We start from the raw sequence: 18,933 nt of genomic DNA, 5'->3' as shown, positions 1-18,933 counted from the left end.
CACCGGCGCGGGCACCCGTCTCAGGGATGGAACGGTCGCCGATCAGGCGACAGTGGACACCGGACGGCGCCGGCGGATCAGGATCACCGCGCCGGCGAGGGCGGTGCCGAGCAGCGTGCCGCCGGCGGCGAGAGCGCCGGTGTCACGGTTGTCGCCGCCGGAGCCGGCCGGCGCGCCGCCGATCGGGGTGACGGCGAAGGTGGCGGTGCCGGCCGAGCTGCCGTCGCCGCAGGTCGCCGCCACCGTGTACGTGCCCAGGGTGAATCCGGCGGTGAAGAGTTCGGCGCTCAGCCCGCCTCCGGCGGCGGCCGTGGTGGATCGGACGTTCTGGTCGCGGTTGGGGCCGGTGACCCGGAAGAGGGCGTCACCCGACTTCGGGTTGCAGGTCGTCGCGGTGAGCACGACGGTCCCACCGACCGGGGTGGTGGCCGGTGACACAGTGGTGTCGGCCAGTGCGGCGCCTGGCAGCAGGAGCGTGCCGAGGCCCACGCCGAGCGCCGCCGAGCAGAGTGCTGTTGAGACCTTCATACGCGTCTTCCCTCACTTTTCGTCCGCTGACTGCGTGGGACGTCGTTCGGGTGGCCAACTCCGTGACTAGCACCGGTGTGCCCAACACTAGGTGGGTTGGGTCCTCGATCAGGTGAAAATGAGAAATCCTCGTTGCCGTCACGTGTCCACCCGAAGGCGGGGTGAGCTGCCGAAAGGCCCTGACGGCCCGACCGGCACCGGTGCTCCGATCGATGTCCATCCGGTCGGGCTGTCGTCGCTGGGCCGATGGCGAGGTATTGCCGGAGACGGCGGAAATGCACCGCCGGGCGGTGCGCCCTCGGGTCAGCCGGTCGGGCTCGGGTCGGGCATCGGCTCGCCGGTCTCCAGCAGGGTCTTGAGGCTGGCCAGCAGCTCCGGCCAGCCGCCGCTGCCGTCGAGTTTGCCGCTGATCGCCCGGTGCATCTCGCTGTCGGGGGAGAAGTCGTCATGGATGACGGTCAGCCGGACGGTCGACCCGCTGTGCGGCTCGATCTCGAAGGTCACCTTCGAGCGGCGCTCACCGAGCCGCGCGGCCAGCTCCTCGTCGGACCAGCCGAAGTGCTCGGCGTGCTCGGGTTGGAAGCCGTGCCAACCGTAGGAGAGACGACGGTACGGCTCGGCGACGAGCACCCGCTGGCCGAGGTCGCGCGGCTCGACGTCCGGTGCGTCCTGCCACAGCACGGGTGACCCGACCTGCCAGTCCGAGACCAGCGCGACTCCACCCCAGTAGCGACGGGTGAACGCCGGTTCGGTGAGCGCGGACCACAGTCGCTGGGCGGTGGTGGTCACGTAGGTGGTGTAGACGAAGGTCGGGCTCTCCATGGGTTGTCGCTCCAATGCGGTGGTCAGGTCGGCCAGCGTGGCGGCGCGTTCGCGGTCGTAGCGGCTGAGCCACCGGTCGGCGATGGCGTTGATCGGGGCGGCGTTGAGGTAGTGCAGCTTTTCCCGGCCGCGCCGCACGGTCGTGACGAGATTGGCCGCCTCCAGCACCGACAGGTGCTTGCTGACGGCCTGTCGGGTGCCGGCCAGCCCGTCGCACAGCTCCCGCAGGGTCTGGCCGTTGCGCTCGTTGAGCCGGTCCAGCAGTCGACGCCTGCTGGGGTCGGCCAGCGCCCGGAACGCGTCGTCCATCGACCCTCCCACAACAGGCAATCATTCGGTTGCCTGTCAAGTTAGGCAACCAACGGGTTGCCTGTCAACCTGGCCGCGGGCGGGCTTCTGCCGGAGGGATAAATCCCCGTGCCGCCCGGAGAGACGCTGGTAGGTTCGCTCGCCGTGACACGGAACGTGGGAGCTGGCCTGGGACCGGTGTTCGCCAAACTCTGGGCGGCGAGCACCCTCTCGGCCCTGGGCAGCGGCCTGGCCACCGTCGCAGCGCCGCTGTTCGTCGCGTCGCGCACCGACGACCCGCTCGTGGTCGCCGGAGCGTCCGCCGTGGCGTGGCTGCCGTGGCTGCTCTTCGCCCTGCCCGGCGGGGTGCTGGTGGACCGGATGGACCGGCGCCGCCTGATGATCGTCATCGACCTGGTCCGGGTGGTCGCGCTCGCCGTTCTGGCCACGGCGATCCTCAGCGCCAAGGGCGGGGTGGTGCTCCTGTTCGCGGTGCTGTTCCTGGTCAACACCGGTGAGATCGTGTTCCGCGCGGCGAGCCAGGCCATGGTTCCGGTAGTGGTGCCGCGGCACCGACTAGAGCGCGCCAACGGATGGCTCAGCGGCGGCGCCACTCTCATGCACAGCATGCTCGCCGGCCCGCTCGGCGGCTTCCTGTTCGCGCTCTCGGCGGGCAGCCCGTTCCTGGTCAACGCGGTCACGTACGCCCTCAGCGCCGTACTGGTGGCGCTGATCGGCGGGGACTTCCGGGCCGCCGTCGGCGACACTCACGCACGCCGTACCCGCTCGATGGGCGGCGAGATCGTCGAAGGCCTGCGCTGGCTGGCCAACCAGCGGCTGCTGCGCACGATGGCACTGCTGATCGGTCTGCTCAACGTGACCCTCACCGCCGCGCTCGCGGTGCTGGTGCTGCTCGCCGGCGAGCGGCTGGGCCTCGGATCCGTCGGCTACGGCCTGCTCTTCACCTGCATGGCCACCGGTGGGGTGCTCGGCGCCCTCCTCGGCGACCGGATCATCGCCCGGATCAGCGCCACCTGGACGATCCGGATCGGCCTGCTCGTCGAGGCGGGGCTGCACCTGGCGTTGGCCGCGTCCCGCAGCACCATCGTGGTCGGGTTCGCGCTGTTCGCCTTCGGCGTGCACGGCGGGCTGTGGAACATCGTGTCGAACTCACTGCGCCAGCGCCTCACCCCAGCGAACCTGCAGGGTCGGGTGGCCAGCACGAACCTTTTCGTGGCGGCGGGCGGCAACTGCGTGGGCGCACTGCTGGGCGGGCTGCTGGCCGCCCGATTCGGCATCACAGCGCCGTACTGGGTCGGGTTGGTGGTGGCGATCGGCGTCTCCGCCGCCACCTGGCGGGTCTTCAACCGCGCCGCCGTCGCGCGCGCCTATGCCGACCCGCCCCCGGTCGAGTCGCCCGCGCCGGTGGCCTGAGCGCCGTGGCGGCCCATCGGGTGGTGGCGCGCGTCGGTGTGGCAGCGTGGTGCGGGTGACCGACTCCGCGCCGCTCGACGTCGACCTCGCGCTGCTCGGTGGCGGCGGCGCCGCGTCGTTGCTGCTCGCCGCACTGGACCGCCACGGCGTCCGGGATCTGCGGGTCGCCATCGTCGACCCGGTGCGCCGACGCGGTCAGGACCGTACCTGGGCGTTCTGGGGTCACCCCGACGGCGACCTGGACCCGCTGCTCAGCGCGAGCTGGCAGCAGGTCGAGGTGGCGACGGCGGCGCGACGCCGCGTCCTGGACCTCACCCCGCTGCGGTACGCCATGCTCCGCTCCGGCCCGGTCTACGACCGGGCTGCCGACGCCGAGCGTCGCCTCGACGCCATTCGGATCGTCGCGCCCGCCGAGACGGTGCGCGACGACGGCGACCGGGTGCTGGTGGGCACCGGCGACGGGCGCGGCGTACGGGCCGGCTGGGTGCTCGACTCCCGCCCCCGCCCGCCGGCACGAGCGGGGCGAACCACCTGGTTGCAGCACTTCCGGGGGTGGTGGCTGGAGGCTGACCGGCCGGTGTTCGACCCGACCCGTGCGGTGCTGATGGACTTCCGTACCCCGCAGCCGCCCCGGGGCGTCTCCTTCGGGTATGTGCTGCCGGTGAGCGACCGCTACGCCCTGGTCGAGTACACCGAGTTCTCGCCGGACCTGCTCACCGACGCCGGGTACGACGCGGCGCTGGCGGGCTACCGGGATCTGCTCGGACTGGACCCGACCGGGCTGCGGGTGCGCGAGGTGGAGAACGGGGTGATCCCGATGACCGACGCGCCGTTCCCCGCCCGACCCACTCCCCGCGTGGTCCGGCTCGGCACGGCCGGTGGCGCGACCCGCCCCTCCACCGGCTTCACCTTCTCCGCCATGTACCGCCAGGCCGACCAGGTGGCCCGCGCCCTCGCCGCGGGCGGCGCGCCGGTGCCCGAGCCGGCGTACCCGCGGCGGCACCGCTGGATGGACGCGGTGGCGCTGCGCGCGCTGGACCGGGGCGGGGTGGGCGGTCCTGAGTTCTTCGATCGGCTCTTCGACCGCAACCCGGCCGAGCGGGTGCTGCGCTTCCTCGACGGCGGCACCACTCCGGCCGAGGAGGTCGCCATCATGAATTCGACCCGGCTGTTGCCGATGATCGCCGCGACCGCCGGCGACGCCGCAGGCCGGGTCCGCGACCGGCTGCGCCCCGCCCGCCCGGCGCCGGCCATCCCACCCGCGGTGGTGGGTTCGACGCCGACGGCTCGGCGCGCCGGCCCCCCGAGCGGGGAGGACGACGTCCGCTCCCGGTAGGTTGCCGGGCATGGTGGACGCGGCGGCCGGCAGGGGCGTGCAGATCTGGACCGACGGGGCGTGCAGTGGCAACCCCGGTCCGGGTGGTTGGGGTGCGCTGCTGCGCTACGGCGATCACGAGCGGGAGCTGTGCGGTGGTGAGGCCACGCCCACCACCAACAACCGGATGGAGCTGATGGCGGCCATCCAGGCGTTGGAGAGCCTGAACCGGCCGGTCACCGTGGAGCTGCACACCGACAGCACGTACGTGCGCAACGGCATCACCAGTTGGCTGGCGTCGTGGAAGCGCAACGGTTGGCGGACCGCCGCGAAGCAGCCGGTGAAGAACGCCGACCTGTGGCAGCGGCTGGAAGCGGCCTGCGAACGGCACGAGGTCACCTGGCTGTGGGTCAAGGGGCACAACGGCCACCCGGAGAACGAGCGGGCCGACGGGCTCGCCAACAAGGGCATGACCGAGGCCCGGGGCGCGCTGACCAGCCGCTGATCCCGGGTCAGCGGGCCGCGTCGGGGTGCCCCGGCATGCTGGAACCGCCGCCGCTGCTGCCGGATGAACCACCGGCGACGCCCGAGTTGTCGGGCTCGGTCACGATGTCCGGCCGGACGTCGGTGTCCGCCGGTGCGGGGACCTCGGTGTCCGCCTCGACCTGCACCAGTGGCACCTGGCCGGCTTCGTCCTCACTGTGCTGCGGGTCGCCCGGCAGCTCACCGTCGCGCTTTCGGTAGCCCACGCCGTGCCCCCCGTCGATGCCGGTTCGCGTCGGCGCTGGCTACCCGGCGTCGTCCCGGCCGAAACCTCGCGGTCAGCGACGCCGGCCCCGACGGGCGGGTGCGGGAGACCGGGTGGGCTGACGGACCGGGGTGAGCGGCAGGGACGTCCAGTGCGCCGGCCGGGTGAGCGTCGGTGGCAGGCCCGTGTGGGTGTCACCTCGGGCGGCGTCCAGCTGGGTCTGGTGCAGGAAGAGCGTGCGCCGCAGGTCCGCGCCCCGCAGGTCGGCCCCGCGCAGGTCCGCGCCGGTGACGTCGGCCAGACCGAGGTCCGCTCCGCGCAGGTCGGCGCCGATGAGCAGCGCCCCGCGCAGGTTGGCCCGGCGGAGGTCGACGCGGCGCAGGTCCACCCCGAGCAGGTGCGCGCCCCGCCGGTCGGCGCCGCCGGGGGCGCGGGCCACGTCGCCGGCCCGGGACAGCAGCGGGTTGACCTTGTTCCGTTGGTCGGCGACGTTCACCGCGCGAAGTTGCGCCGGGTCACCCTCGGTGAGCGTCAGCGTCTCGGCGCGGGCGCGTTCCAGTTCGGCGCGCAGATCGGCCGGCGGGCGCAGCGCCACCGCCTCGGTGAGGTACCAGAGCAGTTCGTGTAGCGGTCGCAGCACCGCGAACGCCTCCGCCATCGCCGGCAACGACTCCGGCGCGTCCCGCCAGTCCCGCCCGCCGAAGGTCACCTGGGCGACCTGCTGCCCGGCCCCGAAGCAGTCGAACACCGTGCAACCGGGAAAACCACGCTGCCGCAGCTCGGTGTGGATGCCGCAGCGGTGGTCGGGGCGCAGGTTGGGGCAGGGCGAGCCGGCCGGCTTGTCGATGGCGAAGTCCGCCGACGCGGCGAAGGCGGGCACCACGCAGCACAGCCCGAAGCAGCGTCCGCAGTCGGCGCGCAGCTGCGCCGCCCCGGACGGCGGTGCGGTGCGGTGCGGCACGCCGACGGTCCTCCTGGCGATCAGGGTGGACCACCATTGTTTCCTGTGCCGAACCCCGAGGTCGGTCGGGGGTCACCGTGCGTGCGTGTCGCCGGCCGGCGCGGTGCGGGGGGCCGGGGTACGGGCATCGCCCGGTGGCGGCACGAGCCGGCGGACGTCCCGCTCGCCGTCGTCGTGCCCGTACTTCTGGTCGAAGTGCCGTTTCACGACGGCGACCGGGGTGCGGTCCCCGTCGGCGAGCTCGGCCAGGGCGAACACGCCGGGCGTCGCCCCGGGCGCGCGGGGCGGCAGCACGGCTCGCACCGTCAGCGGCCCGGTCACCCGGAACCCCCGGCAGTCGACGTAGTGCTGCCCGTCCACCGTCACGAACGGCACGCGTACCTCGACCACGTCCGACTCGTCGTGGCGCAGCGTGACCATGACCGACCAGTACCGCTCCAGGTCGAGGGTGGCCTGCTCGTGCTCCCACAGCTCCTCGAACCGGGCGTGCACGAACCCGCCCCACGGGCTGTCCATGTCCACCTCGAGCTGCGGCACGTTGAACGACAACTTCCCGATCGGGAAGAACGAGATCAGCGCCCGCCCGTCCCACTGGTAGAGCTGGATCGACGGAGACGCGTCGTAGAGCCGGACCTGAAGGCGGTGGCGCAGCCGCGAGTCGAGCGCGTCGGCGAACGAGGCCAGGTGGCGCAGGTTGGTGCGGATCTGCCGGGGCACGTCCACCCGTTGCCGTTCCAGCTCCTCGGAGCGTTGCTGGGCGGCGGTGCAGTCGGGGTCGAGCAGGAGCAACTGCACCTGGGCGCCGTTGGCGAGCGCCGCTCGCACCGCGCTCAGCGTCTCCTCCCGGTGCCGTTGCTCCAGCAGGATCGTCCAGGTGTCCAGGATGCGCACCCGACGCCCGGAGCGGTGCAGCCGTGTCACGAACGCCTGCTGGTCGAAGCTGAGGTGCTCCTGCACCCGCGCCTTGCGGGCCTCCTCGAACAACGGGTCGAAGATGACGTACGAGATGGCCGCGAGGACCACGCTGGCCCCGAGGTTGAGCAGCAGGTCGCTGAGGAAGCCGGTGCTGCGCCAGGCGGCCAGCAGCATGACGACGGCGATCGCGAAGAGTGCCCCACCGACGACGAAGGCCCGTCGTTGCCGCCCGCCGCGACCAGCCCACCCGAGCACTTCGCCGCTCGGACCCGATCCACCGCTCATAGGCTGACGGTAACGGAGTCGTGCGACCACGGAGGGTGGCGGGGTGGACGAGAGTGAACGCGAGCAGGCGCTTCTCACCGTCCTGACCACCGAGCACTACGCGTTGCAGACGTCCCGCGCCGGCACCATCGCCGAGGCCACCGGCCGCGCCACCATCTTCCTGTCCGTCCTGTCGGCGGCGCTGATCGGCCTCGGCTTCGTCGCCAGCAACGACAGGCTGGTTCGGCCGTACCTGGCCGCGGTGCTGCCGACGCTGGTCATCATCGGGGTGCTGACGTTTCTGCGCCTGGTGGAGACCACCGTGGAGAATTCGTTGGACCTGCTGCGGATCCAGCGCATCCGGGCCTACTACCACCATCAGCTCGCCGGCGAGCACGACTTCTTCGCCGACGCGGTGGGGGCCGACGACTCCATGAGCACGGCCTGGAACCTGGTCGGCACGCGTCCCGGGCGGTGGGAGTTCCTGCTGACCACGGCCGCACTCGTGGGCGCGGTCAACGCCGTCCTGAGCGGGCTCGGCATCGCCCTGGTGGCCTCGACCGTCGGTGCCGGGGGCGGTTCGACGGTCCTGGTCGGGGTGCTGGTCGCGGTGGTGGCGTTCGGTGCGCAGTTCGCCTACATCCTCCGGGCGTCGGCCGCACGGATGCGCTGACGGCCCGCCGGTGCCACTCAGGTCGATCGCCAGCGCGGCGGCGTACGGTCGGCTGATGCGGATCATTCGGTTCACGCACGCCTGCGTGCGCGTCGAGCACGACGGCGGGGTGCTGGTCGTCGACCCGGGGACGTGGAGCGAGCCGCGGGCCCTGGTCGGCGCGGACGCCGTCCTGGTCACCCACGAGCACACCGACCACATTGACGTGTTGCGGCTCGCCGGTCTCGGTGTCCCCGTGTACGCGCCGGAGGGCGCCCGACTGCCGGAGGACGCCCCGCTGCCGGTCACCCGGGTCCGTGCGGGCGAGCGGTTCACGGCGGCCGGCATCCCGGTCAGCGCGCACGGCGGTCGGCACGCCGCGATCCACGAGGGGCAGCCCGACTGCCCGAACCTCGGCTACCTGATCGGCAACGAGTTGTACCACCCGGGCGACGCCCTGCACGTGCCGGACGAGCCGGTGCGCACCCTGCTCGTCCCGGCCCAGGGGTCCTGGCTGCGCCTGGACGAGGCGATCCGCTTCGCCGGCGCCGTGGGCGCGGCGGCGGCGTACCCGATCCACGACGCGCAGCTCAACGACCGTGGTCTGGCCAGTGTCGCGGGTTGGTTCGCCGAGACGATCCCCGGCTACCGTCACCTGCTGCCCGGCGACACCGCCTGACCCCGGTCGTCATCCGCCGTCGCGGTGCGGAAACGCGGCGCGGCGGCGGTGAGCACCGCGGCGGTCGTCGGGGCGGACCACACCTCGGTCAGCTCTGTCACGAGGTCGGCGACCAGCCGGGTCACGGCCGGCTCGCCGCCCGGGTGCAGCGCCTCGGCGACGATCAGCACCGACGAGGTGCCCGCCCGCACGGCCGACCAGCCGCTCTGCCGGTTCGTCCACCGTCGGGCGTGGGCCCGCCCGGCGGAGTCGACGAAGGTCACCTCGCCCGGTTCGGGATGCTCGGTGTCGCCCGCGAAGCTCAGGTACGCCTCGTCCCCGTGTGCCGGCCGGACCACCAGGTCGCCGTCGACCCGGTCCAGGTCGAGCGCCGCGACCGGGATGGCGTACGCGGCCGAGACGGCGTTGCAGAGATCGACGAGCGGGTGCACCCGGGGCAGTTCGCCGTCGAGGCGCAGCCGACGCAGCAGCGCCTCGGAGGCGCACCGGTACTTGGTGGGCCGCAGCCCCATCGCCGCGTACGCCCGCCGCCACGCCTGGATCTCCGGGAACCCGCTCTCGGCCCCACCGGCCAACCGCCGCCGCGCCTCGCCGAGATGGGCGGCCGTGCGTGCCGCCACGTCGGCGGTGGCGGTGATCCCGACGACCTGCACCACCCCGGCGACCAGATCGGGGTACGCGTCGCGAAGCCGAGGAGAATGTTCGAACTGCACTGTGCTCCTATCGTTCGGTGAGGGCGAGGGTCACGCCGAGCGCGACGAAGGTGCCGGCGGCGGATCGGCGCAGCCAGTCGGTGACCCGGGGGCGGGTCAGCACCCGGTCGCGGACCCGGGCCGCGAAGATGCCGTAGCCGCTGAACACCACCATGGTGAGCAGCATGAACACCGCGCCGCAGCCGAGCATCGCCCGGGTCGAGCCGGGTGCCGTGGTGTCCACGAACTGCGGCAGGAACGCGACGAAGAACATCGTCGGCTTCGGGTTGAGCAGGTTGACCAGCACGCCGGAGACGATCACCCGGATCGCCGAGCGGGGTGCGGCGTCGGTGGTCACCGCGAAGGCGTCGCGGTCGCGCGCCATGGACCAGGCCAGGTAGAGCAGGTAGCCGACGCCGAGGTAGCGGACGGTCTCGAACGCCACGGCGCTGGTCTGCATCAGCGCGGCCAGCCCGGTCATCGCGGCCAGCAGGTGCGGCAACGTTCCCAGCGTGCAGGCGAACGCGGCCAGCACTCCGGCCCGCGCGCCCCGCGACAGGCCGGCGGAGAGCGTGAAGATCACCCCGGTGCCGGGGGTGACCACCACGATCAGCGTGGTGATCAGGAACGGGATGGTCACGGTCGTCCTCCGGCGGAGTCGGCAGCTCTGGCTCCTTCTCACTCTGCTGCCACAATGGTCCGATGGGCAGAGCCAAACCGACTGCGTCCGAGAGGTCCATATCGGCCGGCTCCGACTTCCTGCACCTGACCATCACCGACGCGACGCCGGGCGGGCGCGCCGACTGGCTGACCGACCGGCTGCGGCAGGCCATCGCCGAGGGGCGGGTGCCGGTCGGTGACCGGCTGCCTCCGACCCGGGTCCTCGCCGCCGACCTCGGTGTCTCCCGGGGCGTGGTCACCGAGGCGTACCAGCGCCTGACCGAGGAGGGGCACATCGCCGGCCGGGGCCGGGCCGGCACTGTCGTCGTCGCCGCGCCGGCCGCGCCCACACCCACAGCGACCGCCGCGCCAGCACCGGTCACGACCTTCCCGCCGGCACCGGGCACCGACATCTTCGAGGCGTTACGCGCGGCGCACGCGTCAATCGACCTGACGCCCGGCGTACCCGATCTGGCCGCCTTTCCCCGCGCGGACTGGCTGCGTGCCGAACGGAGCGTGCTGCGCCGCCTCGCCGCGGCCGACCTCGGCTACGGAGACCCCTGCGGCGCGCCCGTGCTGCGACAGGCCGTCGCCGCCTGGCTGGGCCGCAACCGTGGCATCAGCGTCGACCCCGCCGAGGTGATCATCGTGGCCGGCGTCTCCCAGGCGCTCGGGCTGCTCGCCCAGGCACTCCAGGCTGCCGGTGTCGCCAGGATCGCCGTCGAGGACCCGGGCTCGCTCGGGGTGCGCCAGCACCTGAACAACTGGCGCATGGACACCCCGCCGATCACTGTCGACGACGCCGGACTGCGGGTCGACGAGTTGACAGCCAGCGGCGTACCGGCGGTGATGCTCACCCCCGCGCACCAGTTCCCGACCGGCGTGGTGCTCGACGGTGACCGCCGCCGCCAGCTCGTCGCCTGGGCGCGGGCCGGCGGTCTGATCATTGAGGACGACTACGACGCCGAGCACCGCTACGACCGTCCTCCGGTGCCGGCGCTGCGGGGTCTGCTGCCCGAGCAGGTCTGCTACGCCGGCAGCGTGTCCAAACTGCTCGCCCCCGCCCTGCGGGTTGGCTGGCTGCTCGTGCCGGCGCGGCTGCGCGAGGCCGTGGTGGCCGCCAAGCGCAACGCCGACCTGGGCAACGCCGTGCTACCGCAACTGGTGCTGGCGGAGCTGATGACCTCCGGCGCCTTCGAGCGGCATCTGCGGCTGCTGCGCCGGCGACACATCCGCCGGCGGGACGCCATGATCGCCGCGCTGGCCCGCGCGTTGCCGTCGGCGACCGTGCACGGCGCCGCCGCCGGGCTGCACCTGATGATCACGCTGGACGACACCGTTGTCGACACCGAGTTGGCGGCGGCGACGCTGGCACTCGGGGTGAAGGTGCAACCGCTGTCCTGGCACTGCCAGCGGCCGTACCGGCCCGGCCTCGTGCTCGGCTACGCGGCCCGTACTCCCACCGAGATCGAGGACGGCGTCGCCGCCGTCGCCGCCGCGCTCGGCTCCCATTAGGGCCATCAGGCGTATCCTTCGCCAGTGGGACTGCGCTTCGAGACGCGCGGGTCCGACTCGCCATGGGTCGACACCGTGTGGACCTGCACGAGCGAGCAGGTCACCGCGATGACGTCCGTGGCGGGGGTGCGCTGGGGCCTGGTGTTCTGGGAGCAGGCTGGCCGGGCGTACGCGAGCATCACCGGTCCCGAGACCCGCGCCGGCACGGCGCCGGTGCCGCACGGCGCGACCTTCACCGGCATCGAGTTCGCCGTGGGCACCTCGTTGCGGGCCGTGCCCACGCCGACGCTGGTCGACGGCGGCATCGAGCTCCCCGACACCACGCGCCGGGCGTTCCGGCTGGACGGCACGCGCTGGGAGACGCCCGGCCCCGACGACGCCGAAGCCCTGGTCGACAGCCTCGTCCGGGCCGGGACCGTGGTCCGTGACCCGCTCGTCGCCGAGCTGCTGCGGGGCCACGGTCCGGTCGTCTCGGCGCGTACCGTCGAACGCCGGTTCCGCGCCGCGACCGGGCTGACGCGCGGCGCGGTCCGGCAGATCGAGCGGGCCCGCTCGTCGGCGGAGCTGCTGGCTGGCGGAGACCCGGCCGCCGACGTGGTCGCCAAGCTCGACTACTTCGACGAGCCGCACCTGGCCCGGGCACTGCGCCGCTACCTCGGACGTACCGTTCGGCAGCTACGCGAGGGCACGGGCGGCGCCATCGCCCTCGACCTCGATCAGCGCTTGACGTCGTAGATCAGCTTGAGGATCCCGTTCGGGTAGCTCTCCGACTCCCGCAGCGTCAGCATGTGCTTGTCGCGGTCGGCCCGGCCGAACAGGCTCTTGCCGGCACCCAGCAGCACGGGGAAGACGAGCAGGTTGTACCGGTCGATCAGCCCCTCATCGGACAGCCGCCGGGCCAGCTCCGCGCTGCCGTGGATGAAGATCGCCCCGCCCTCGCCCTGCTTGAGCGCGGCGATGTCCCCGGTCGAGCGCAGGATCGTGGTCGGCCCCCACCCGTCGACGAGCGCGTCGTCGGACAGCGTGCTCGACACCACGTACTTGGGCAGCTCCTTGTAGTCGGCGTGGTCCTCCGAACCGGGCCAGACCCGCGCGAACGCCTCGTAGCTGCGGCGGCCGAACATCAACGCCGTCGTGTCGGCGAGCTCCTCGCCCTTCAGCGACCAGGCCTCCGGGACGAACTCGAGGTCCTTGAACACCCAACCGCCGCTGCGGTGCTCCTCACCCGGCCCGCCGCCGGGCGAGTCGACGACACCGTCGAGCGACATGAAACCGGTGTAGACCAGGTCGCGCATTGTCTTGTCTCCTCAGGCTTGGAAGCGAGCTGCCGGGTCCACGCTAGGTCGCTGTCGCGCCGCTGTCTTGGACGGAAGCGACAGCCGGTCCGAACGCGCCGCCGGACCGGGTGGCGCCGTGATCAGGCTCCGGGACCCCATGATCGCCGCGCTCGCCACCTTCAGCGGTCCTGAGAGCCGGGAGTGGGTGCCGGGGACATTCCAGCGATGGCGGACGTGTCGGTTGCCGTCATATCTGGTGTGGTCTATGTCACGGTAGCTTCGGCGCACGCCGACGCCCCAGTCGGCGCTGCCGAGGAGACCGCCCATGCCCACACCGCTGAAAGCCGCCACCACCCTCGCGGCCGCGCTCCTGCTGATCCTGACCGCGGCGGCACCCGCCCACGCCGCCAACCCCACCACCGTGCCCCCGGTCTCCGGGTCGCTGAACACCTACAACGTCTCCGGCGTCTATGTTGCCGGCGTCTCCTCCGGTGGCTACATGGCCACCCAACTGCACGTCGCCTACTCGTCCCAGATCAGGGGAGCGGCCGTCTTCGCCGCCGGGCCCTACTACTGCTCCCAGAACACCGTCGCCCAGGCGCTCAACGGCTGCGGCGACAACCGGTATTCGACGAACGTGTCCGCGCTGCAGGCGTACACCCGGACCTGGGCGTCGTACGGCTGGGTCGACCCGGTCGGCAACCTCTCCGGCGATCCGGTGTACGTGTTCCACGGCGGCAACGACACCACTGTCAAGAAGTCCGTCACCGACGACCTGGTCCGGTACTACCAGCACTTCGGGGCCAGCGTGCAGTACGACAGCGGCTCCGCCGCCGGTCACTCCTGGGTCACGCCGTACGGCACGCTCGGGTGCGGGGCGACCGCATCGCCGTACCTCAACGACTGCGGTGCGGACCCACAGAACACGCTGCTGCGCAAGCTGCTCGGCGGGGTGAACGCGCCGAACACCGGAGGGCTCGGCGGCTCCCTCATCCGGTTCAACCAGAACACCTTCGCTGTCAACGGCTGGGCCAACGGGTTGAGCATGGACGCCAACGGCTTCGCCTACGTCCCGTCCGCGTGCGCGGCAGGCCAGTCGTGCCGTCTCCTCGTCGCCCTGCACGGCTGCGCGCAGGGCGTCGGCGCGGTGGGCACGGCGTTCGTCGACCGGGCCAACCTCAACCAGTACGCCGACACCAACAACCTGATCGTCCTGTACCCACAGGCAGGTGCCTCCCTCAGCAACCCGAACGGCTGCTGGGACTGGTGGGGTTACCTCGGCGCGACCAACTTCCCGATCAAGGGCGGCGCGCAGGTCGAAACCATCATGAACATGGTCCGCCGACTGGACGGCTGAGTGCCCCGGGCTGGCCGGGCGAACCGGTCAGCCCAGGAACAGCTGGACGAGGACCAGCACGGCGAGCAGCGCCGGCCCCCGTGACCCCTGACGCATCAGGTCGACCGGGATCATCCCGAACGGCGTGTTGACCGTCGCGCCGCCGTAGTCGATCGGCGGGCGGGTGCCGGCCCGGAACGCGGCGGCCACCACCCCCAGCGCCAGCGTCGGCGCCAGCCAGGCCGGTCCCGGGTCGACGGTCGGCAGGGTCAGCAACCACCACACTCCCGCGCCGACAGCCGGCACCACCACGTGGATCCCGCGCAACAGGTTGTCGCTGCCACCGAGCGCTCGGCGCAGACCGGGTGAGCGACCGACCGACCGCAGACCGCCGGTCAGCCGATTGGCGGCGAGATAAGCGAACACCACCTGCGCGGCACCTGCCAACCCGGGCAGGGCGAGCGCGGCAGCGTACTGCACCCCGATCAGCGCCGCCCAGATCAGCACGGCGCTCGGGTGGCGGCGCAACCGGCGTACGTCGGCCTGGAGCAGCGCCCACCAGCCGGGGCCGGGCCGGAACCGGCGGCTGCGAACCCGGCCGATCCGGCGCCAGCGGCGGCTCTCCACCAGGCCGGCGAGCAGGCTCGGATCCAGCAGGATCGTGGCTGTGGCGGCGGCGTTGGCGAACTGCGCGCCGGTGGTCAGGGTGGCCCGGTCGACCCGGGGCAGCGCGCGTACCGCCAGGATCACGCCCACGCCGACGAGCGGCACCGCGGCGGCGAACAACGCGACGGTCGGCGTCGTCGCCGGCCGGGACAGTCCGTCGCCGAGGCGACCGACGAGCACCACCAGGGCGGTGATCACGGCCGCCGCCACCATCGGCACCGCCCCGACCACCGTCGGCCAGCGCCGCCCCGACCGACTGCCCTGGGCGACGACGCTGAGCGCCAGCGCGGCCGCGCCCCACCCCGCGCCGGCCGCCGCCGCCCAGCCCAGGGCGGACAGTTCGGTGACCCCACCGAGCGCCGCCACTGCCACTCCGAGCGCAGCGGTGCCGGCCGCCGAGCCCAGCAGCAACAGGACGAAACGGGGCGCCAGCCAGGCCCGTCGGTCGATCGGCGCGCTGGTCGCCCAGCTCTGCGTCGCCGGCGTGACCAGCAGCGGGCCGAGCGCGCGCAGACCACGCCAGGCCAGCCCCGCGCCCGCCAGCAGCGCGGCGACCGCCAGCCACCACCGCACGCCCGGCTCGGCCTGACCGACGGTGGGGGAGTCCAGCAGGTCACGGCTGGCGCTGATCGCGAACCAGCCGTACATGCCCACGAACAGGACCATGACGTACGCGTCGCCGAGCACGTCACCGAGGGAGTGGTCGTGGTGCCGGCTGCGTGCCTTGCGCAGGTGCGTTCGCACCTGCCGGGCGGTCGGCACCCCGACCGGCGTGTCGGCGATCGTGGCCGGCGCGGCCGTCACTTGCCGATCTCGATGCGCTCGTCGACCACCGCGTCGATCAGCTCCGGGTCGTGCGAGGCCAACAGCACGGCCGTGCCCGCCGCCCGTTCCCGCAGGAGTCGGTCGGCGAGCCACTGTCGCCCGCGGACGTCGAGCCGCTGCTCGGGCTCGTCCAGGATCAGCACCCGGCGGGGCCGGACGAAACAGGACGCCAGCGCCAGCCGGCGGCGCTGCCCGCTGGACAGCGTCACCGGCAGCTGGTCGCGGGCCGGCTCCAGACCCAGCTCGGCGAGGACCTCCTCGACCGGCTCGGCGTCACCCCCGTGGGCGTACGCGACCAGCTCCAGGTGCTCGACCACCGACAGGTCGGGGAAGAAGTCGATGTCGTCCAGTGCGGCGGCCACCAGCGCCCGCACCTGAGGATCGGTCTCGTCGGCCCGGCGGCCCTGCACCAGCACCTCACCCGCGTCCGGCCGGTCGGCGCCGACGACACACCGCAGCAGGGTCGTCTTGCCGCTGCCGTTCGGGCCCAGCACCACCGCGATCCGGCCCGCCGCGAGCGTGAAGCTCACCTCGTCGAGCACGACCAGGTTGCCGAAGTTGCGACTGAGTCCCCGTACCGAGAGCGCGTCCACGATCACAGAGTCTCCCAGAGCCACGCCACCGACCAACCCGAGCGACCTACGTCACCCGGCTGTCGGCGTCGTTGTCCAGTCGGGCGTCGGCGGCGGCCAGCCCCTGGGCGTCGGCGACCTCCTCGGCCACGGCCGCCGCGTCCGCCCAGTGCCGCCGCGCCTCGGCCTGGTCGCCCAGCGCTGAGCAGGCGTCACCCAGGTAGAGCAGGGTACGCGCCAGCCCGGCTGTCGGCCGGGTCTCCTCGCGCAGCCGACGGCTCTCGGCCAGCAGCTCGTACGCGGTGCGCGCCTGCCCCGGGGTGCTGCTCAGCAGCGTCGCCCCGGCGTTGAGCAGCGCCGTCGCCCGGCTGGTCGGGTCGTTGACCGACTCGTACTCGCGCAGTGCGGCCCGCCACGCCTGGGCGGCGTCCAGGTGCTCGCCGAGCGCCGCGTGCACCAGCACCAGGTTCGTCAGGGCCGCCGCGTACCCGCGCGCGTCACCCACCGACCGGAACGTGTTGGCCGCCCGCACCAGGTGGTGGTGCGCGGTGTCCGGTTCGCCCCGGGCCAGTTGGGCCGCGCCCAGGCCCAGCTCGGTGAGGGCGTGCCCGGCCCGGTCGGCGCCGGAGCGGTGTCGGCGCGACATCTCCAGGTGCTCCACCGCGTCGTCGAGCTGCCCCAGGTCGAGCAGGGCCAGACCGAGGTTCATCCGCGCCTGGGCGTTGCCCCGCCGCCCCCGCTCGTTGACCGCGAGGGTGAGCGCCGCCGCCGCCCCCTGCGGGTCGTGCCGGCGTCGACGCAGCACCCCCAACTCGTTGTGCGCCCACCCGGCGATCTCCGGACGGTCGTCGGCGGTCGGGGTGGCCAGCACGGTGCGGCAGACCTGCTCCCACTCGTCGAGCCGCTCGGCGTACGCCAGCCACCCGCACAGCGCCACCGCCAACCGGAACCACCACCGGCGCACCCGCCGGGGCAGGGTCTCCTTGGCGCCGGCCGGCACCCGCACCACCGCCAGCAGCAGCTCCTGGTGCAGGTCGAACCAGCCGTACGGGTCGTCGTCCAGCGGCAGCGACCACTCCCGGTCGGGTGGGGAGCCGAGCACCGCCAGGTTGGCCGCGTGCCGTTCGGCCCGACGGGCCAGGTGCCGGGTCAGCCGGGCCTGCGCGGCGACCCGGGCCCGGACCTGATCCGCGTCCCGCAGGTGCAGCCGGGCGCTGCCGGCCAGCAGGGGGCGGATCTCGTACCGGTCGCCGGGCGCGCCGACCACGAACGCCGCCGCGGCCAACCGGTCGAGCAGTGCGGTCACCAGCTCGGGGTGCCGTCCGGCCAGCGCGGCGATGCTGGGCCGGTCCACCGGGGCGGGGACCAGCGACATCAGCCGGTACAACCGTCGGGCCTGACGGGGCAACGCCCGGTACGCGATGTCCCGTTCGGTGACCAGGCGGGCCGCCGGTGAGACGGCGAGCCGCTGGTGCGGTGGCGTCTGCACCGCGCGGCGCAGCGCGTCCAGCACGTCGGAGTGCCGCCAGCCGTGCTGAGCGGTGCGGTAACCGAGCGCGCGGACGGTACGCGGTTGCCGCCCGCACAGGTCGACGATCTCGCGTACCGCCGGGTCGGTGCGTGGGTCGGCGCGACGGACCCGGGCGGCGGGCGCGGCCCCACCCGCCGTCGCGAACAGCTCCACCGCCTCGGACGTGCCCGGTTCGGCGATCCAGTGCGCGACCACACCCTCCAGACCGATCAGCGCCGGACCACCGGCGAGCAACAGGCGGCAGGTGCGCGCGGTGGGCGGCAACAGAGGTCGTACCTGGTCTGGACGGTCGACGTTGTCCAGCACCAGCACGATCTTGCGACCGTCGAGCTGACCGCGCAGCGCGTCGGCGGCGGCGGCGAGCGCGTCCGGCCGGCCGGAGGTCGGCGGGGCGGTGCCCAGGATCCGGGCCAGCGCGGTGAGCACCTGCCGGGCCGAGCGGGGTCGGCCGCGCCGCCGCAGGTCCAGGTAGTACTGACCGTCGGGGAACTCCTCCCGGCACTCGTTCGCGGCCTGCACAGCGCACGCGGAGGTGCCCACCGCACGTCGGCCCAGAACCGCCACCGCGTGCTCCCGGGCGAGCAGACCGACAAGGGCGTCGACGTGCTCCTCACGACCGGTGAACTCGGCCGTGTAGGGCAGGTTGGGAGCTCCGGCGGCCGGGGTGGTGAGCACCTCCGTCGGCTCGGGGCCGACCTCCCGGCCGGTCCGGCGGCGGCGCACCTCGTACACCACGTAACCGACGACGCCGCCGGAGGCCAGGACGATGGTCACCGGCCCGAGCACGCTGGCCGCCAGCTCGGAGAGGACATTGCCGGCCAGGTTGCTGGCCACGTTGGCGAGGACGCTGCCGACCACGCCGCCGATCGCGATCAACGCCGGCCAGCGTGAGCCGCCGCGCGCACCACCCGGCCCGGTCACCGCACGCCCCCGGAGACGAGCCCGGCGACCAGGTGCCGCCGCGAGAGGACCACCAGCACCACCGGCAGCACCGAGGCGAGCACCGAGCTGGCGGCCAGCGCGCCACTGTTGCTCACGAAACTGCGGGTCTGCTCGGCCAGGAACGGCCCGAGCGGCGAGGACCCCGACGCGCTGAACAGCCGCCCCACCACCAGGTCGTTCCAGACCTGGACGAACTCCAGCACGGACACCGCCACCACCGCCGACAGGTTGTGCCGGGCCAACCGGCGCAGGGTGTGCCACCACCGACGTCCGCCCAACCGGGCGTCGCGGACCTGCTCCACAGGCAGGTC

Annotated in this window: 20 protein-coding genes; 8 read left to right on the top strand and 12 right to left on the bottom strand. The window is 73.2% G+C overall.

Annotated elements, in window-relative coordinates; all coding sequences use genetic code 11:
• Positions 1-42: 42 nt before the first annotated feature.
• Together ABZ749_RS08855 and ABZ749_RS08850 are read right to left on the bottom strand one after the other, a co-directional pair.
• Positions 43-528: a hypothetical protein gene (locus ABZ749_RS08855; RefSeq protein WP_091406610.1), complete on the bottom strand. Its 486-nt coding sequence runs from the start codon at positions 526-528 to the stop codon at positions 43-45.
• Between the two features lie 303 nt (positions 529-831).
• Positions 832-1,659, bottom strand: coding sequence for a metalloregulator ArsR/SmtB family transcription factor (locus ABZ749_RS08850; RefSeq protein WP_357224645.1), 828 nt, complete (start codon positions 1,657-1,659; stop codon positions 832-834).
• Positions 1,660-1,803: 144 nt separating this feature from the next.
• Between ABZ749_RS08850 and ABZ749_RS08845 the strand changes: the two genes are divergently transcribed.
• From ABZ749_RS08845 to rnhA, 3 genes are read left to right on the top strand one after another with little or no spacing between them, the layout of a single operon-like run.
• Positions 1,804-3,072 carry an MFS transporter gene (locus ABZ749_RS08845; RefSeq protein WP_357224642.1) on the top strand — a complete coding sequence of 423 codons (1,269 nt, stop codon included), beginning with the start codon at positions 1,804-1,806 and terminating at the stop codon, positions 3,070-3,072.
• 55 nt (positions 3,073-3,127) lie between these two features.
• Positions 3,128-4,408 (top strand): lycopene cyclase family protein, encoded by a 1,281-nt coding sequence (locus ABZ749_RS08840; RefSeq protein ID WP_357224639.1) that lies wholly within the window; start codon positions 3,128-3,130, stop codon positions 4,406-4,408.
• 10 nt (positions 4,409-4,418) lie between these two features.
• Complete coding sequence (gene rnhA, locus ABZ749_RS08835) at positions 4,419-4,892, top strand: ribonuclease HI (protein WP_091406604.1); 474 nt, start codon at positions 4,419-4,421, stop codon at positions 4,890-4,892.
• A gap of 7 nt (positions 4,893-4,899) precedes the next feature.
• Here the strand turns inward: rnhA and ABZ749_RS08830 are convergent, their stop codons facing one another.
• From ABZ749_RS08830 to ABZ749_RS08820, 3 genes are all read right to left on the bottom strand, one after another.
• Positions 4,900-5,136 carry a preprotein translocase YidC gene (locus ABZ749_RS08830; protein ID WP_355009073.1) on the bottom strand — a complete coding sequence of 79 codons (237 nt, stop codon included), beginning with the start codon at positions 5,134-5,136 and terminating at the stop codon, positions 4,900-4,902.
• A 72-nt stretch (positions 5,137-5,208) separates the two neighbouring features.
• Positions 5,209-6,096 (bottom strand): pentapeptide repeat-containing protein, encoded by an 888-nt coding sequence (locus ABZ749_RS08825; protein ID WP_357224634.1) that lies wholly within the window; start codon positions 6,094-6,096, stop codon positions 5,209-5,211.
• Positions 6,097-6,168: 72 nt separating this feature from the next.
• Positions 6,169-7,296 carry a DUF5919 domain-containing protein gene (locus tag ABZ749_RS08820; protein ID WP_357224631.1) on the bottom strand — a complete coding sequence of 376 codons (1,128 nt, stop codon included), beginning with the start codon at positions 7,294-7,296 and terminating at the stop codon, positions 6,169-6,171.
• A gap of 43 nt (positions 7,297-7,339) precedes the next feature.
• Here ABZ749_RS08820 and ABZ749_RS08815 point away from each other — a divergent pair, with 43 nt between their 5' ends.
• Complete coding sequence (locus ABZ749_RS08815; RefSeq protein WP_357224627.1) at positions 7,340-7,948, top strand: hypothetical protein; 609 nt, start codon at positions 7,340-7,342, stop codon at positions 7,946-7,948.
• 55 nt (positions 7,949-8,003) lie between these two features.
• Positions 8,004-8,606: an MBL fold metallo-hydrolase gene (locus ABZ749_RS08810; RefSeq protein WP_357224623.1), complete on the top strand. Its 603-nt coding sequence runs from the start codon at positions 8,004-8,006 to the stop codon at positions 8,604-8,606.
• On the opposite strand, the gene ABZ749_RS08805 is transcribed toward ABZ749_RS08810, so the two are convergent.
• Together ABZ749_RS08805 and ABZ749_RS08800 are read right to left on the bottom strand one after the other, a co-directional pair.
• Positions 8,579-9,319, bottom strand: coding sequence for a phenylalanine--tRNA ligase beta subunit-related protein (locus tag ABZ749_RS08805; protein ID WP_357224619.1), 741 nt, complete (start codon positions 9,317-9,319; stop codon positions 8,579-8,581). The two genes, ABZ749_RS08810 and ABZ749_RS08805, sit on opposite strands and share 28 nt — an antisense overlap.
• Positions 9,320-9,326: 7 nt before the next feature.
• Positions 9,327-9,938 carry a LysE family translocator gene (locus ABZ749_RS08800; RefSeq protein ID WP_357224614.1) on the bottom strand — a complete coding sequence of 204 codons (612 nt, stop codon included), beginning with the start codon at positions 9,936-9,938 and terminating at the stop codon, positions 9,327-9,329.
• A 62-nt stretch (positions 9,939-10,000) separates the two neighbouring features.
• On the opposite strand from ABZ749_RS08800, the gene ABZ749_RS08795 reads away from it, so the two are divergent.
• On the top strand, positions 10,001-11,473 hold the full coding sequence (locus tag ABZ749_RS08795) for a PLP-dependent aminotransferase family protein (protein WP_357224611.1): 1,473 nt from the start codon (positions 10,001-10,003) through the stop codon (positions 11,471-11,473).
• A 24-nt stretch (positions 11,474-11,497) separates the two neighbouring features.
• Positions 11,498-12,208 (top strand): helix-turn-helix domain-containing protein, encoded by a 711-nt coding sequence (locus ABZ749_RS08790; protein ID WP_357224607.1) that lies wholly within the window; start codon positions 11,498-11,500, stop codon positions 12,206-12,208.
• Here ABZ749_RS08790 and ABZ749_RS08785 read toward each other — a convergent pair.
• Positions 12,190-12,768 (bottom strand): dihydrofolate reductase family protein, encoded by a 579-nt coding sequence (locus tag ABZ749_RS08785; protein ID WP_357224605.1) that lies wholly within the window; start codon positions 12,766-12,768, stop codon positions 12,190-12,192. The genes ABZ749_RS08790 and ABZ749_RS08785 overlap by 19 nt on opposite strands.
• Positions 12,769-13,075: 307 nt before the next feature.
• Here ABZ749_RS08785 and ABZ749_RS08780 point away from each other — a divergent pair, with 307 nt between their 5' ends.
• Positions 13,076-14,107, top strand: a complete 1,032-nt coding sequence (locus tag ABZ749_RS08780; RefSeq protein ID WP_357224600.1) for a PHB depolymerase family esterase — start codon at positions 13,076-13,078, stop codon at positions 14,105-14,107.
• A gap of 27 nt (positions 14,108-14,134) precedes the next feature.
• Here the strand turns inward: ABZ749_RS08780 and ABZ749_RS08775 are convergent, their stop codons facing one another.
• From ABZ749_RS08775 to ABZ749_RS08760, 4 genes are all read right to left on the bottom strand, one after another.
• Complete coding sequence (locus ABZ749_RS08775) at positions 14,135-15,556, bottom strand: DUF6297 family protein (protein WP_357224595.1); 1,422 nt, start codon at positions 15,554-15,556, stop codon at positions 14,135-14,137.
• A complete protein-coding gene (locus tag ABZ749_RS08770) occupies positions 15,553-16,170 on the bottom strand; it encodes an ABC transporter ATP-binding protein (protein ID WP_357224589.1) in 618 nt (205 codons plus the stop codon). Before ABZ749_RS08770 ends, ABZ749_RS08775 begins: the two co-directional genes overlap by 4 nt.
• Before the next feature lie 46 nt (positions 16,171-16,216).
• Positions 16,217-18,556 carry a tetratricopeptide repeat protein gene (locus ABZ749_RS08765; RefSeq protein WP_357224583.1) on the bottom strand — a complete coding sequence of 780 codons (2,340 nt, stop codon included), beginning with the start codon at positions 18,554-18,556 and terminating at the stop codon, positions 16,217-16,219.
• A 41-nt stretch (positions 18,557-18,597) separates the two neighbouring features.
• Positions 18,598-18,933, bottom strand: a 336-nt coding sequence (locus ABZ749_RS08760; protein WP_357224579.1) for a hypothetical protein, incomplete at its 5' end; no start/stop codon positions are given.

The organism is Micromonospora sp. NPDC047753, assembly GCF_040642735.1.
In the GTDB taxonomy this organism is placed as follows: domain Bacteria; phylum Actinomycetota; class Actinomycetes; order Mycobacteriales; family Micromonosporaceae; genus Micromonospora.
This window is presented reverse-complemented; position numbering and strand designations above follow the sequence as displayed.

What these genes read in the sequence shown, in the direction of transcription:
- ABZ749_RS08855 (WP_091406610.1), bottom strand. Translation starts at nt 528, where the DNA reads ATGAAGGTCTCAACAGCACTCTGCTCGGCGGCGCTCGGCGTGGGCCTC.
- ABZ749_RS08850 (WP_357224645.1), bottom strand. Translation starts at nt 1,659, where the DNA reads ATGGACGACGCGTTCCGGGCGCTGGCCGACCCCAGCAGGCGTCGACTG.
- rnhA (WP_091406604.1), top strand. Translation starts at nt 4,419, where the DNA reads ATGGTGGACGCGGCGGCCGGCAGGGGCGTGCAGATCTGGACCGACGGG.
- ABZ749_RS08820 (WP_357224631.1), bottom strand. Translation starts at nt 7,296, where the DNA reads ATGAGCGGTGGATCGGGTCCGAGCGGCGAAGTGCTCGGGTGGGCTGGT.
- ABZ749_RS08810 (WP_357224623.1), top strand. Translation starts at nt 8,004, where the DNA reads ATGCGGATCATTCGGTTCACGCACGCCTGCGTGCGCGTCGAGCACGAC.
- ABZ749_RS08795 (WP_357224611.1), top strand. Translation starts at nt 10,001, where the DNA reads ATGGGCAGAGCCAAACCGACTGCGTCCGAGAGGTCCATATCGGCCGGC.
- ABZ749_RS08785 (WP_357224605.1), bottom strand. Translation starts at nt 12,768, where the DNA reads ATGCGCGACCTGGTCTACACCGGTTTCATGTCGCTCGACGGTGTCGTC.
- ABZ749_RS08780 (WP_357224600.1), top strand. Translation starts at nt 13,076, where the DNA reads ATGCCCACACCGCTGAAAGCCGCCACCACCCTCGCGGCCGCGCTCCTG.